Raw genomic sequence first — 13,544 nt, forward strand, 5'->3', positions numbered from 1 at the left:
AAGTTGCCGAAACCGGTGCGGGAGTGGGAGAAGGGGACGGTGGGCGAGGGCCCGCCTTGACGGCCGCGTACCGGCGGGAGCGGGCGTTCCGACCGGAGGGCGCCGCTGACCGGGAGTCACCGCACGCCAGTGCGGCAACCTGCGATGACGGGCGGAAAACCGGCTGACGGGCGACCCTCCCGGCTGCCAGACTGCACCCTGTCGTCCACCTGGCCGGGGAGCGTTCGCCTGATGTCCCAACCGATCTTGCAGACCGAGCGCATCCGGCTGACCCCGTTGTCCGCCGGACATCTCGAGCACCTGGTCGAACTCTCCGCCGACCCGGAAGTGATGCGCTATCTGACCGGCGTGCAGACCAGGGAGCAGTCGGAGGACGAGCTTCGGCGAACCCTCGCGTACGCCGGTCGCGGCCTCGGTTGCTGGGCTGGCTTCGTCGATGCCGTTTTCGCCGGTTTCTGGTCCCTGCGCCCCGGCGAATCCCCGAACGAGGCGGAGCTGGGATACCGGATGCTTCCCGGGTTTTGGCGTAAAGGACTCGGCAAGGAGGGCGCTGGCGAGATGCTCCGCCACGGTTTCCGCGACCTGGGACTCGACCGCGTCTACGCCAGGACGGCCGCGGGCAACAAAGCCTCCCAGGCGACGATGGCCGCCATCGGGCTCCAGCACGTCCGGGACTTCGTCGCCGACCCCGAGCACTTCGCACCGGGCGCCGACCTGCACGCGGTCGAGTACGCCGTCGGCCGCGAAGACTGGCTGGCCCGGAGCTAGCGTGTCCCAACCGATCCTGCACACCGAGCGCCTCCGACTGGTCCCGCTGTCCGCCGGACATCTCGAGCACGAACTCGAACTCTCCGCCGACCCGGAGGTGATGCGTTACCTGGGCGGCGTGCGGGCCCGGGAGCAGTCGGCTGAAGCGCTTCGGAAACTGCTCGCGGACACCACTCCGGGCCTGGGTTGCTGGGCCGGGTTCCTCGATGCCGATTTCGCCGGTTACTGAGCGCTGCGCCCCGCCGGCACATCCGCGACTTCGTCTCCGACGACCCCGACTACTTCGCGCCGGGCGACGACCGCCACGCCGTCGAGTACGCCCTCCGCCGCGAAGAGTGGCTAGCCCGGAATTAGCGTTCACTCCGGCGCGCCGCGGAGGCGGATGGCACTCCGCCCCGGCGACCCCATATCGTTGCGCGGGCAGCCGTCCGGAGGTGGAACCCGAACCGTGCCCGACTACTACGCGGTACTCGGCGTGGGGAAAACCGCGTCCCCCACGGAGATCAAGGCCGCCTACCGTCGGCTGGCCAAGACGCTGCACCCGGACGCGGGCGGCACGGTCGGCACCTTCCAGCTCTTGCGCGAGGCCTACGACACCCTCGCCGACCCCAACGAACGCGCTCGGTACGACGCCGGAGTCCCGGCCGCGTCGGTGCCCAAACCCCGGCCCCGGCGGCGATTCGGCGAGCAGCCCGGCTACCGCCCGGAAGCGCCGGACATCGATCCGGAAAGCCTGGAGTGGTGGTCGTTCGCCGCGGCCGACCCGCGGATGCGGCACGGGCGGCGGCGCGGGCCAGGGCATACGCCGGTCGTCGCGGCGATCGCCGGCGCCGTGCTGGTGCTGTTGCCGCTGCTCGCCGGGATCGACTTCACGCCGCCGGTGCTGATCGTCTGGCTCGCGCTCACCGCGGGCACCGCGCTGCTCGTGCACCGGCTCGCCCGCGGCTTCCTGTCCGCCCGCCGCGCCCGGCACGAGTTCGCCGAGGAATTCGGCGGCAGCGCGGTGTTCGGCTCCCCCGGCGCCGAAACCGACGAACTGGCCGAACAGCTCACCGCCGACCTGCTGGAGCGGTACCTGACCCGGCTGCCTGGCGCGCGCATCTTCCACGGTCTCGCGTGGCCCGGTTCGGTGTTCGCCGACGTCGACCACGCGGTGCTGTGCGGAAAACGCCTGGTGCTGGTCGAGTCGAAGCTGTGGCTGCCCGGGCATTACGAAACCGCCGAGGACGGACGGCTGCTGCGCAACGGGCGTCCGTTCCGCGGCGGCGGCAGCCAGCTGGAAGAAAGCCTGGAGCGTTATCGCGAACTGCTGCCCGGCGTCGCGCTGCGCGGCGCGATGATCGTGTACCCGAGCCGCGACGGCGAGGTCACCACCGCGGAACCGGACAGCGAACCCGGTCCGCCGATGACGCCGGAGCAGTTCCTGCACGAGATCGGCGGCTGGCTGTCCGCCGAACCGTCCACTGTGGACCACAACGCGCTGCGCACGGTGCGCGCGCAGGTCACCGGGTCCGGCCGGGCGGCCTGATTCACCGGGGACATATCCGGCACGTGGCACTCTGAGGACATGACAACAGTGTCCGCGGACCGACGCCCCGCCCTGCTGGCGCTGGCTGGCATCAGCGCGCTCGCGCTCGGCGCCGTCCTGATGCTGCTGTTGCAGGTGGTGCCGCCGACCGACGAGATCAGCGCGACCTGGCGGACCATCAGCGAATACGGGCTGTCGGACCACAAATGGGTGTTCGACCTGGCTGTCGTACTGGTCGCGGCCGGTTCGGCGGTCGCGTTCGCCGTGCTGCGGCTGCAAGGACGACTGCCGGTCCTCGCCGCGGTGCTCGGAGCGTTCTGGACCGCTGGGTTGCTCGTGATCGTCGCGTTCCCGAAGACCGACTGGGCCAACGCGGCAGCCTCGGGAGCAGGCGGCACGCTGCATCGGATCGCCAGCGTCGTCGCCTTCGTCTGTCTTCCGCTCGCAGTGCTCATCTCGGCGCGCACGGTCTTCCCGGACTCGCCTCGCCGCCGGTTCCTCGCCCGCGCACTCGCGGTGGCGTCGCTGGCATGGTTCGCGGTAATCCTCGGCGCGGTGGCCGTCGCCGCGCTGACTGACCAACGCTGGTGGCTGCTGATCCCGCTGGGCCTCGTCGAACGCGGGATGGCGCTCACCGAACTCGTCGCGCTGGCCGCGCTCGCCGCCCCGGCTCGGCAAGCGACCCCCGCGCCAGCCGGACAATAAGCACCGCGCCGACAGCCAACGCACTCAGCACGTAAGCGTTCCCGAACACCGTCTCGACCGGATTCCAGGACAGCTCCCGGTGCCCGCCCTCGGGAACCAGCGTCAGCGCGACCCCGCTGAAAACCGCTCCAGCGCAGACCAGCGCGGCCCGCCTGCCGGAGAGAAACCCGACGAGCGGCACTGCCCAAATCCAGTGGTGCGTCCACGAAAGCGGGCTCACCAGCAACCCGCACCCCGCCGTCACGAGCAGCGCGGCCCGCGGGGCGCCGCGCCGGTGGAAGTCGCGGACCAGCAGCGCACCCGTCAGCAGGCACAGCGCGGCTGCCGCCGCGTACCAGCCGGGCGAGGTCGCGCCGAACCTCGCGAACATCCCGAGCAGGGACTGGTCGAGCACCCAGTCGACGGCTCCGGCGTTGCGGTTGTCCAGCATGGCCGAGGTCCAGTACCGGATCGAGTCCGCCGGCAGGATCAGCATCCCGGCCGCGCTCGCCCCGAGGAAGGTCGCCAGCGCGCGCCACGCGTCGGCGCGGCGGCCGGTCAGGAACAGGTGCGGGACGAAGATCAGCGGGGTCAGCTTCACCGCCGCGGCCAGCCCGATCAGCACTCCGCCGGATTTGCGTTCGCGGGCGGGCAGCGCGTCCGACACCGCCATGGCCATCAGCACGCCGTTGATCTGGCCCAGCGAAATCATCCGCCACACGGGTTCCAGCACCGGCAGGAGACAGAGCGTCAGCAGCGGCCGTTCGCGGGCGAACCGGCGCGTCACCGACCACAGCGCGAACACCGAACCGACTGCGAGCAGCAACCACGCGAACTGCGCCGGGAGCGCGGCCAGCGGAAGGAACAGCAACGCCGCGCTAGGCGGGTACGTGAACGGCAGTTCCAGCGCGGACTTCGGGTCGAGCGCGAGCAAGGGCTCGTAGAGCGGCTGTCCGCGCAGCACGGCCAGCGCACCGGCGCGATACACCGCGCTGTCTACCCCGAGCGGTGCGCCGCCGAGCCAGCGGACGGCGGCGATCCCGGTCAGCACGACGATCGCCGCCGCCAGCCCGAGGCGAAGCTTTTTCTCTTGGCGCACAAGGGAAAGCTAGGGAGACGAGCACCTCAGAATCGTCGGTCCGCGGAGCGATCTTCGGCTGCTTCCCCGGTAGCGTCCCTCGCGATGAGTGCTACCCGGGTATCACTGGCCCGGCACCACGAACTTCGCCTCGTAGGCCAGCACCACCGCCTGCGCGCGGTCGCGAACGCCGAGCTTGCCCAGCACGCGGCTGACGTGCGTCTTGGCGGTCTGCTCCGCGATCACCAGCTGCCCGGCGATGTCCGCGTTGGACAGTCCGCGCGCGATCAGCCGCAGCACCTCGAGTTCGCGCGCGGTCAGCTCGGACAGCCTGCCGACGTCCTGGGCCGGCGGCCGCGTCCCGGCGAACCCCTCGATCACCCGGCGGGTGACCGCGGGCGCGAACAGCGCGTTGCCCGCGGCCACCATCCGGACCGCGACGACCAGGTCGTCCAGCGGGGAGTCCTTCAGCAGGAACCCGCTGGCACCGGCGCTGAGCGCACCGTAGACGTACTCGTCGGCGTCGAACGTGGTCAGCACGAGCACGCGCGGCCCGGCGTCGCGGCCGTCGCCGAGGACGAGCCGGGTGGCGGCCAGCCCGTCGAGGTCCGGCATCCGGATGTCCATCAGCACCAGGTCCGGGCGCAGCGCACGGCACGCGGCCACCGCCTCGGTCCCGGTGGCCGCCTCGCCGATCACCTCGATGTCCGGCTGTGCGTCCAGCACCGCGCGGAAGCTCTGCCGGACCATGGTCTGGTCGTCGGCGATCACCACTGTCACCGCCATGGCTGTCCCCCTAGTCCAGCGGGACGGTCACGACGACCTCGAACCCGCCGCCGTCCCGTCGTCCCGCGGAAAACGTACCGCCGAGCGCCGCCGCCCGTTCCCGCATCCCGAGCAGCCCGTGCTTCTCCCGGCCCGCCGTGTCCTCCGGAGCGCTCGCGGCGGCGCCGGTGTCCCGCACGACGAGCCGCAGCTGTCCCGGACCGACGTGCACCACCACCTCGACCGGTGCGCCAGGCGCGTGCCGCACCGCGTTGCTGAGCCCTTCCTGGACGATCCGGTACGCCGACAACCCGACGCCCTCGGGGAGGCCGCGGCCATCACCGCGCAGGTCGAACCGCACGTCGGTACCCGCCGCCCGGACGCGTTCCACCAGCTGTCCGATCTGCTCGGCTCCCGGCTGGGGCTCGGTCTCCTGGCCGGCCTGCCCGGCGCGCAGCACACCGAGCAGCCTGCGCATTTCGGTCATCCCGTTGCGAGCGGTGTCCTGGATCGACTGGAATTCCTCGCGCAGCCCGTCGTCGAGGCCGGGGAACCGGTAGCGGGCGGAGTCCGCGCGCATGGCCAGCACCGACATGTGGTGCGCGACCACGTCGTGCAGTTCGCGGGCGATCCGGGCCCGTTCCTCCAGCACCGCCCGGCGGGTGGACTCCGCCTCCAGGTCGCGTTCGGCGCCGCGCAGCCGCGAAACCAGCCAGCCGAACGCCAGCGGCACCGCGAGCAGCACGGCGATCACGACCAGCTCGCCGCGCACGTTCGCCAGCAGCGCGCTGACCCCGGTCGAGATCAGCCAGACCCACGCCAGCACGCCCGGCCGGTGGTTGCGGCCGACCGCGGCGAGGACCGGGATCGCCGCGAACGCGAGGCCCGCGCTCCACGGCCAGCCGAACCGGGCGTGGATCCCGTACAGCTGGTCCGCGCAGCCCACGACGACGATCAGCACCCGCCAGGCCCACAGCGGACGGACCAGGGTGAGCCCGACCGCGAACATGGCCAGCGCGGCCGCCAGCACCCGCGTGCCCTCGTTCGCGCGGTCGGCGGGAAAGAACGCGAGCACTCCGGCGACCATCGCCGCAAGCCCGGTCAGCGCCTGGTGCGCCCGGGTGGGCGCGACGGCCGGACCGCCGCCTCCGGCGACCGTCTCCCCCAGCGCGCGTCCCGCCGCGACAACGGGCGCGCTCGTGATCTTCATCGGCGGCGACCCTACTCGCCGGGACCGACATTCCGGCCGCACGCGGCGAACCGCTCTTCCGAGGTCTCGCGAAATTCTCGTACTAAGCGTACGCTTAGCGCCGCTGCCGAACGCTTTCTCGACGATGAGGAGATCCCCCGTGACCGCTTCCCGTGTGGCCATCGTGACCGGAGCCGGCCGTGGCATCGGCGCCGCCGTAGCCCGCCGCCTCGCCTCCGACGGGTTCGCCGTCGGCCTGCTGGACCTCGACGAGGCCGGGGTCAAGCAAGGGGCCGAGGCAATCGTCGCCGACGGCGGCCGGGCGGTCGGCGTCGCACTGGACGTCAGCGACGCCGGGCAGGTCGAGGCCGCGGTGACTCGCGTGGCCGAGGAACTCGGCGCGCCGACCGTGCTGATCAACAACGCCGGCATCACCCGCGACAACCTGCTGTTCAAGATGACCGAACAGGACTGGGACTCGGTGCTGAACGTGCACCTGCGCGGTTCGTTCCTGATGACCCGCGAGGTGCAGAAGTACCAGACGCAGGAGAAATGGGGCCGGATCGTCAACCTGTCCAGCACGTCCGCGCTGGGCAACCGCGGGCAGGTCAACTACTCCGCGGCCAAGGCAGGCATGCAGGGCTTCACCAAGACGCTGGCGATCGAACTGGGCAAGTTCGGCGTCACCGCCAACGCGATCGCGCCCGGGTTCATCGCCACCGACATGACCGCGGCGACCGCCGAGCGCGTCGGCATGAGCTTCGAGGACTTCAAGGCCGCGGCCGCCTCGCAGATCCCGGTGCAGCGCGTCGGCACGCCCGAGGACATCGCGAACGTCGCGTCGTTCCTGGTCAGCGAGGGCGCGGGATTCGTGTCCGGCCAGGTCATTTACGTCGCCGGCGGACCGAAGGACTGATCGCGATGCGCGTGTTCTCCGACGTCGCCGAACTCGCCGAAGCGGTCGGCAAGCCCTTGGGCACGAGCGAATGGCACACCGTCTCCCAGGAGCAGGTGCAGCTGTTCGCCGACGCCACCGGCGACCACCAGTGGATCCACCTCGACGCCGAAAAGGCCGCAGCGGGCCCGTTCGGCACGACCATCGCGCACGGGTTCCTCACGCTGTCGCTGATCCCGTCGTTCCTGCCGGAGATCTACCGGGTCGAGGGCCTGAAGATGGGCATCAACTACGGGCTCAACAAGGTGCGGTTCCCGCAGCCGGTGAAGGTGGGCTCGCGGGTGCGCGGGACCGCCGAGCTGGTCGAGCTGACCGATGTGCCCGGCGGCAAACAGGCCGTGGTGGCATGGACGGTCGAAATCGAGGGCGAGGACAAACCCGCCTGCGTCGCCGAGATGGTTTCCCGGCTCATCCTCTGACCGCCCGCCCGCGCCCCAAAGTGGCGTTGGGTGCATCTGCCGCACCCAATGCGGCATTCGGTGCGTCTCACGCACCCAATGCGGCATTGGGGCGATCGCCGACCTCGCACGAACTGGAGTCCTTCCGATGACCGAAACCGACCCGCCCGGCCTCGATCTGGCGAGGCTGCGCGCCCATCTCGACCGCGAGCGGCCCGGGCTCGTCTCCGGTGCCCTCGCCGCGGACGTGGTGCAGGGCGGGCGGTCCAACCTCACCTATCTCGTCACCGACGGCACGCGGCGCTGGGTCGTGCGCCGTCCGCCGCTCGGGCACGTGCTGCCGACCGCGCACGACATGCGGCGCGAGTTCCGCGTGATGAGCGGGCTCGCCGGGACTCCGGTTCCGGTGCCGGAAACCGTTCTGCTGTGCGAAGACGCGGACGTGCTCGGCGCGCAGTTCTACGTGATGGAGTTCGTCGAGGGCACGCCGTACCGGATCGCCGACGAGCTGGAGCAGCTCGGCCCGCAGCGCACGAGGGCGATCGCCGATTCGCTGGTGGACACGCTGGTCGACCTGCACGCGGTCGATCCGGAAGCGGTCGGGCTCGGCGATTTCGGCCGTCCGGAAGGCTTTCTGGAACGCCAGCTGCGCCGGTGGAAGAAGCAGCTCGACGGTTCGCGCAGCCGCGACCTGCCCGGCGCGGACCGGCTGCACGACCAGCTCGCCGCGGCGATCCCGGCGTCCGGCCCGCCCGCCATCGTGCACGGCGACTACCGGCTGGACAACGTGCTCGTCGACGGGGACGACCGGATCACCGCGGTGCTGGACTGGGAGATGTCCACGCTCGGCGACCCGCTCACCGACCTCGGCCTGATGATCACCTACGCGCAGCGGGACCAGCTCTCGCTGCCGATGGTGTCCAATGCCAGCAGCGCGCCGGGATACCCGGACACCGACGAGACGATCGCCCGCTACGCGCAGCGTTCCGGCCGCGATCTGTCCGCGCTGAACTGGTACGTGAGCTTCGCGTACTTCAAGCTCGCGGTGATCCTCGAAGGCATCTACTTCCGTTTCCAGCAAGGCAAAACCGTCGGCGAGGGCTTCGACCAGATCGGCGCCGCCGTCGCCCCCCTGATCGAGCAGGGCAGCAAGACGCTCACCAAGGAGAACTGATGGACTTCGCGTTCGACGCCCGTACCGAGGAACTGCGCGGGCAGCTGCTCGAATTCATGGATACGCACGTCTACCCCGCCGAGGCCGTGTTCCACGAGCAGCTGGCCGCGCGCACCGATCCGTGGTCGCCGCCGCCGGTCGTCGACGAGCTGAAGGCCGAAGCACGCAAGCGCGGGCTGTGGAACTTCTTCCTGCCTGGCGACCACGGCGCGGGGCTGACCAACCTGCAGTACGCGCCGCTCGCCGAGATCACCGGCCGCAGCCCGCACCTCGCGCCCGCCACGGTGAACTGCGCCGCGCCGGACACCGGGAACATGGAAGTGCTGACCATGTTCGGCAGCGAGCAGCAGAAGAAGCAGTGGCTGGAACCGTTGCTGGCCGGGGAAATCCGCTCCGCGTTCGCGATGACCGAACCCGACGTGGCGTCGTCGGACGCTCGCAACATCGCGACCAGCATCCGCCGCGAGGGCGACGAGTACGTCATCAACGGGCGCAAGTGGTACATCACCGGCGCGATGAACCCGAACTGCAAGATCTTCATCGTCATGGGCAAGACCGACCCGGACGCGCCCGCGCACAAGCAGCAGAGCATGATCCTGGTCCCGCGCGACACCCCCGGGCTGACCGTCGTGCGCGGCATGCAGGTGTTCGGCTACACCGACGGCGACCACGGCGGGCACGCCGAGGTGCTGTTCGAGGACGTGCGGGTGCCCGCGGAAAACCTGATCGCCGACGAGGGTTCCGGGTTCGCCATCGCGCAGGCCCGCCTCGGCCCCGGCCGCATCCACCACTGCATGCGCGCGATCGGCATGGCGGAGCGCGCGCTGGAGGCGATGTGCCGGCGCACGCTGTCGCGCGAGACTTTCGGCCGTCCGATCGCCGATTCGGGCGTGGTGCAGGACTGGATCGCCGAGGCGCGCGTGCGGATCGAACAGCAGCGGTTGCTGGTGTTGAAGACCGCGTGGCTGATGGACACGGTCGGCAACCAGGGCGCGCACACGGAGATCCAGGCGATCAAGATCTCCACCCCGCTGGCCGTCGAATGGATTCTGGACAAGGCGATCCAGGCGCACGGCGCGGGCGGCGTTTCGCAGGACTTCCCGCTGGCGGAGATCTGGGCCGGGGTGCGCACGCTGCGGCTCGCCGATGGTCCGGACGAGGTGCACAAGCGTTCGCTGGCTCGGCGTGAGCTGAAGAAGTACCGGACGGAGGCGGGCAAGTGACCGCCGAGGAGCTGCGGGCGCAGGTCGCCGCTTTCCTTGCCGCGCATGATCCTTCTTCGTTGTCCGCAGTGGACTTCCTGCGCGCTCGCTTCGACGCCGGGCTCGCCTGGGTGCACTTCCCTGAAGGCCTTGGCGGGCAAGGCGCTCCGCGTGCGCTGCAGGGCGAGGTCGAGGCCGCTTTCGCCGCCGCTGGCGCACCGGACAACAACCCGCGCCGGATTCTGATCGGGCTCGGCATGGCCGCTCCGACGATCCTCGCGTTCGGCACCGAGGAGCAGAAGAAGCGCTACCTCCGTCCGCTGTGGACCGGCGAGGAGGTGTGGTGTCAGCTGTTCAGCGAGCCCGGGGCCGGCTCCGACCTCGCCGCGCTGGCCACGCGCGCGGTCCGCGACGGCGACGACTGGGTCGTGACCGGGCAGAAGGTGTGGACGTCCAGTGCGCATCTCGCGCAGTGGGCCATCCTCGTCACCCGCACCGACCCGGACGTGCCGAAACACCAGGGCATGACGTACTTCCTGTGCGACATGACCGCGCCCGGCGTCGAGGTCCGGCCGCTGCGGCAGATCACCGGCGAGGCGGAGTTCAACGAGGTTTTCCTTACTGAGGTGCGGATTCCGGACTCGCAGCGGATCGGCGCGGTCGGCGAGGGCTGGAAGGTCGCGCAGACCACGCTGATGAACGAGCGCGTCGCGATCGGCGGCACCGCGATGCCGCGCGAGGGCGGCATGATCGGGCTCGTCGCGAAGACTTGGCGGGACCGTCCCGAGTTGCGCACGCCGGAACTGCGCGACCGGCTCGTGCAGCACTGGGTCGAAGCGGAATCGCTGCGGCTGGCCGGAGAACGGCAGCGGCAGCAGCTCGCCGTGGGCGCGCCCGGTCCGGAGGGTTCGGCGATGAAGGTGGCGTTCGCCGAGCTGAACCAGGCGCTGTCCGGGCTGGAGCTGGAACTGCTCGGCGAAGAGGGCCTGCGCTACGAGGACTGGACGATGCGCCGTCCGGAACAGGTCGACTTCTTCGGCCGCGACGCCGGGTACCGGTACTTGCGCGCCAAGGGAAACTCGATCGAAGGCGGTACCTCGGAGGTGCTGCGGAACATCATCTCCGAACGCGTGCTGGGGCTGCCGTCCGAGCCGCGGGTGGACAAGGACGTCGCCTGGAAGGACCTGCCGCGATGAGCACGCCGGACCTGCTGTACTCGGAGGTGGAAGAGGACCTGCGGTCCTCAGTGCGGGCGCTGCTCACCGACCGCGCCGGGCCCACGGCATTGTTGGCGCGGGTCGAAACAGACGCGCCGTACGACCTCGCTCTGTGGAAGACGTTGGCCGCCGACCTCGGCACTGCTGGGCTCATGGTGCCGGAATCCCTTGGCGGACACGGGGCTTCGACGCGCGAGGTCGCGGTCGTCATGGAGGAACTGGGCCGGAGCGTCGCGCCGGTGCCGTACCTGGGCAGTGCGGTGCTCGCCACTGCCGCGTTGCTGGCCGCGGGCTCGGAGCTGCTCTCCCAGCTCGCTTCCGGCTCGGTGATCGGCGCGCTGGCGGTGCCTTTGTCGACTGCTCCGGGTTCTGCTTTCCCTGACACGGTTTCTTTTCTCGACGGAACCTTGACCGGGCGAGTGTCCACAGTGGCCGATGCTTCGGTCGCGGATCTGCTGATCGTTCCGGCTGTCGGTCCTGACGGCCCTGGCCTCTACTCGGTGGACGCTTCCGCGGCGACCGTGACCGAGGCCGTGTCGCTGGATCTGACGCGCCGGGTTGCCGACGTGACGCTGGATTCCGCTGCGGCACAGGCGATTTGCACTGGCTCGGCCGCTGCGGAGGCTTTGGAGAGCGCTTTGACCACTGCGGCTGGGCTGCTGGCTTCGGAGCAGACCGGGATCGCCGAGTGGGCGTTGACCGAGACTGTGACTTACCTGAAGGGCCGGTACCAGTTCGGCCGTCCGGTCGGGGGTTTTCAGTCGCTGAAGCACCGGTTGGCGAACCTGTACACGGAACTGGTGAACGCTCGCGCGACGGCCCGGTACGCGGCGGATGCGCTGGCGACCGGGAACGACGTGCCGATCGCGGTGGCGGTCGCGCAGGCGCGGGTGTCGCCGATCGCGGTGCACGCGGCCGAGGAAGCTGTTCAGCTGCACGGCGGGATCGGGATGACGTGGGAACATCCGGCGCATCTCTATCTCAAGCGGGCCAAGAGCGATCAGATCGCCTTCGGCACGCCGGGGCGGCATCGGGCTCGGTTGGCTGACCTGGTGGATCTTCCTGCTTGACGTTTTTTGTCGGTGGCCGGGGTTACGGTGGCTTGCATGTCCGAGACCCCGGATTGGGCCTACGAACGGCCTGAAGTCCATCCCCCGGATCCGACGTGGGCGTCGCGGGGCTCCGCATTGTGCGCGGAGCTCGCGCGACTGCTCGCGCCTTGGCTCGCCTGTGGGGAAATCAAGCACGTCGGCTCGACGGCGGTGCCCGGTTTGGCGGCGAAACCGGTGCTCGACGTAATGGCCTCGATGCGGGATCTCTCGGATTTTACGGTTTCGGCGGTGGTGCCAGTCCTTTCCTCGGGCGGATGGTGTTTTGTGCCGCCGGAACTGGACGTCGCCGCGCCATGGCGACGGTTCTTCGTGCTGCCCGATGCGGAGGGTCGGCGTCGGGTGGCGCATCTGCATCTGCTGCCCGACGGTCATCCGAGGTGGCAAGCGCAGGTGGATTTCCGGGACGCGCTGCGGGCGGATCCCGGGTTGGCGGCGGAGTATGCCGAGGTGAAGCGGCGGCTGGCCGGGGAGGTGACTGATCGGGAGGAGTACACGGCCGGGAAGACGGACTTCGTGCGGCGGGTTCTGGATGGGGTGAGCGGCTGAGGGAGGCCATCCGCTGCGACCAGTACCGGCCTTGCGTGTGCGAGCCACATCAGGTCCGGCACGGTCGCGCCCCCACCGCGCGACCGTGCCCTCCGTGCGCCAGTTCGTGCCTCGGCTGACCGTCCATCCTGGAACGACAACGGCGCGAACCGAGGCACGACCCGGTTGCAGCCATGCCCTGCTCCGCGCCGGAGACCGACCACGGCGCGAACCGTCTGGTGCGCCACGCTCGTGCCCCGGGCTGACTCTCCACCCGGAACGACGACCGCAGCGCGGGCCGAGGCACAACCCGATTGCTGCCCATGCCCCGCACGGGAGACCGACCGCGGCCGGACCCGCTGGTGCGCCACGCCCTCGTCGTTTCTGCTGCCCCGCAAGCATTCCGGCTGCTCCACAAGCGACTGCCTTACGCGAAGTTGCTGCGCAGCAACCCGCCGCTGCCAGTTTCCCCCGTCCGCCCTGGTCTCATCGCAGGTGACGACGAGGCCGCACCCCTCGGAACGGCGGCCTCGTCGCCAAGCTCAAACGCGGGCTCAGACCCGGCCGGGTCAGGTCGGCCCCGCCCCGGCCGCTCCAGGCCAGCTCCGCCGGGCCAGGTCAGCCCAGGCCCGCCAGGCCCGGCCCGATCAGGTCGGCCAGGTCCGGTCCAGTCGAGCAGGCCAGGCGTCCTAGCCCGGCCCGGCCAGCCTGGCCCGGTCAGCCCACCCAGCCAGGCCAGGCCAGGTCAGGTCAGCCCGACTCGAGCAACCCCACCCGGGCCCAGCCAGGTCAGCCCGACCCAGTCCGGCCAGACCAGATCGGCCCCGACAGGCCGAGGCAGCCAGGCCAGGCCAGCCCCGGCCGCTCCAGGCCAGCCCCGCCCGACTCGGGCAGCCCCATCCGGGCCCAGCCAGGTCAGCCCGGCCTGGTCAGCCCGGCCTGGTCAGCC

At 70.7% G+C, this 13,544-nt stretch carries 14 protein-coding genes; 11 read left to right on the forward strand and 3 right to left on the reverse strand.

Annotated elements, in window-relative coordinates; translation table 11 throughout:
• The first annotated feature begins 231 nt into the window (after window positions 1-231).
• The 4 genes from AB5I40_RS11890 (at window position 232) to AB5I40_RS11905 (ending at window position 3,001) form a co-directional block, all read left to right on the forward strand.
• Window positions 232-768: a GNAT family N-acetyltransferase gene (locus AB5I40_RS11890; protein WP_370938538.1), complete on the forward strand. Its 537-nt coding sequence runs from the start codon at window positions 232-234 to the stop codon at window positions 766-768.
• Between the two features lies 1 nt (window position 769).
• Complete coding sequence (locus AB5I40_RS11895) at window positions 770-997, forward strand: GNAT family N-acetyltransferase (RefSeq protein ID WP_370938539.1); 228 nt, start codon at window positions 770-772, stop codon at window positions 995-997.
• Between the two features lie 219 nt (window positions 998-1,216).
• Window positions 1,217-2,296, forward strand: coding sequence for a DnaJ domain-containing protein (locus AB5I40_RS11900; RefSeq protein WP_370938540.1), 1,080 nt, complete (start codon window positions 1,217-1,219; stop codon window positions 2,294-2,296).
• 39 nt (window positions 2,297-2,335) lie between these two features.
• Entirely contained in the window at window positions 2,336-3,001 is a 666-nt protein-coding gene (locus AB5I40_RS11905) for a DUF998 domain-containing protein (protein ID WP_370938541.1), read from the forward strand.
• Here AB5I40_RS11905 and AB5I40_RS11910 read toward each other — a convergent pair.
• From AB5I40_RS11910 to AB5I40_RS11920, 3 genes are all read right to left on the reverse strand, one after another.
• A complete protein-coding gene (locus AB5I40_RS11910; protein WP_370938542.1) occupies window positions 2,928-4,079 on the reverse strand; it encodes a glycosyltransferase 87 family protein in 1,152 nt (383 codons plus the stop codon). The genes AB5I40_RS11905 and AB5I40_RS11910 overlap by 74 nt on opposite strands.
• A 102-nt stretch (window positions 4,080-4,181) precedes the next feature.
• A complete protein-coding gene (locus AB5I40_RS11915) occupies window positions 4,182-4,844 on the reverse strand; it encodes a response regulator (RefSeq protein WP_370938543.1) in 663 nt (220 codons plus the stop codon).
• Window positions 4,845-4,854: 10 nt separating this feature from the next.
• Window positions 4,855-6,033, reverse strand: a complete 1,179-nt coding sequence (locus tag AB5I40_RS11920) for a histidine kinase (RefSeq protein ID WP_370938544.1) — start codon at window positions 6,031-6,033, stop codon at window positions 4,855-4,857.
• Between the two features lie 124 nt (window positions 6,034-6,157).
• Between AB5I40_RS11920 and fabG the strand changes: the two genes are divergently transcribed.
• The 7 genes from fabG to AB5I40_RS11955 all read left to right on the forward strand — a co-directional run bounded on the left by fabG (window position 6,158) and on the right by AB5I40_RS11955 (window position 12,616).
• Window positions 6,158-6,928, forward strand: coding sequence for a 3-oxoacyl-ACP reductase FabG (fabG, locus tag AB5I40_RS11925; RefSeq protein ID WP_116203018.1), 771 nt, complete (start codon window positions 6,158-6,160; stop codon window positions 6,926-6,928).
• 5 nt (window positions 6,929-6,933) lie between these two features.
• Window positions 6,934-7,386: a MaoC family dehydratase gene (locus AB5I40_RS11930; RefSeq protein WP_370938545.1), complete on the forward strand. Its 453-nt coding sequence runs from the start codon at window positions 6,934-6,936 to the stop codon at window positions 7,384-7,386.
• A gap of 127 nt (window positions 7,387-7,513) precedes the next feature.
• A complete protein-coding gene (locus AB5I40_RS11935) occupies window positions 7,514-8,539 on the forward strand; it encodes a phosphotransferase family protein (RefSeq protein ID WP_370938546.1) in 1,026 nt (341 codons plus the stop codon).
• Window positions 8,539-9,762, forward strand: coding sequence for an acyl-CoA dehydrogenase family protein (locus tag AB5I40_RS11940; protein ID WP_370938547.1), 1,224 nt, complete (start codon window positions 8,539-8,541; stop codon window positions 9,760-9,762). The genes AB5I40_RS11935 and AB5I40_RS11940 overlap by 1 nt, the downstream gene beginning before the upstream one ends.
• The gene (locus AB5I40_RS11945) at window positions 9,759-10,937 is read left to right on the forward strand and encodes an acyl-CoA dehydrogenase family protein (protein WP_370938548.1); all 1,179 of its coding nucleotides are present in this window, start codon (window positions 9,759-9,761) and stop codon (window positions 10,935-10,937) included. The genes AB5I40_RS11940 and AB5I40_RS11945 overlap by 4 nt, the downstream gene beginning before the upstream one ends.
• Window positions 10,934-12,028: an acyl-CoA dehydrogenase family protein gene (locus AB5I40_RS11950; protein WP_370938549.1), complete on the forward strand. Its 1,095-nt coding sequence runs from the start codon at window positions 10,934-10,936 to the stop codon at window positions 12,026-12,028. The genes AB5I40_RS11945 and AB5I40_RS11950 overlap by 4 nt, the downstream gene beginning before the upstream one ends.
• A 36-nt stretch (window positions 12,029-12,064) precedes the next feature.
• A complete protein-coding gene (locus tag AB5I40_RS11955) occupies window positions 12,065-12,616 on the forward strand; it encodes a GrpB family protein (protein WP_370938550.1) in 552 nt (183 codons plus the stop codon).
• Window positions 12,617-13,544 lie beyond the last annotated feature (928 nt).

The organism is Amycolatopsis sp. cg13, assembly GCF_041346965.1.
In the GTDB taxonomy this organism is placed as follows: domain Bacteria; phylum Actinomycetota; class Actinomycetes; order Mycobacteriales; family Pseudonocardiaceae; genus Amycolatopsis.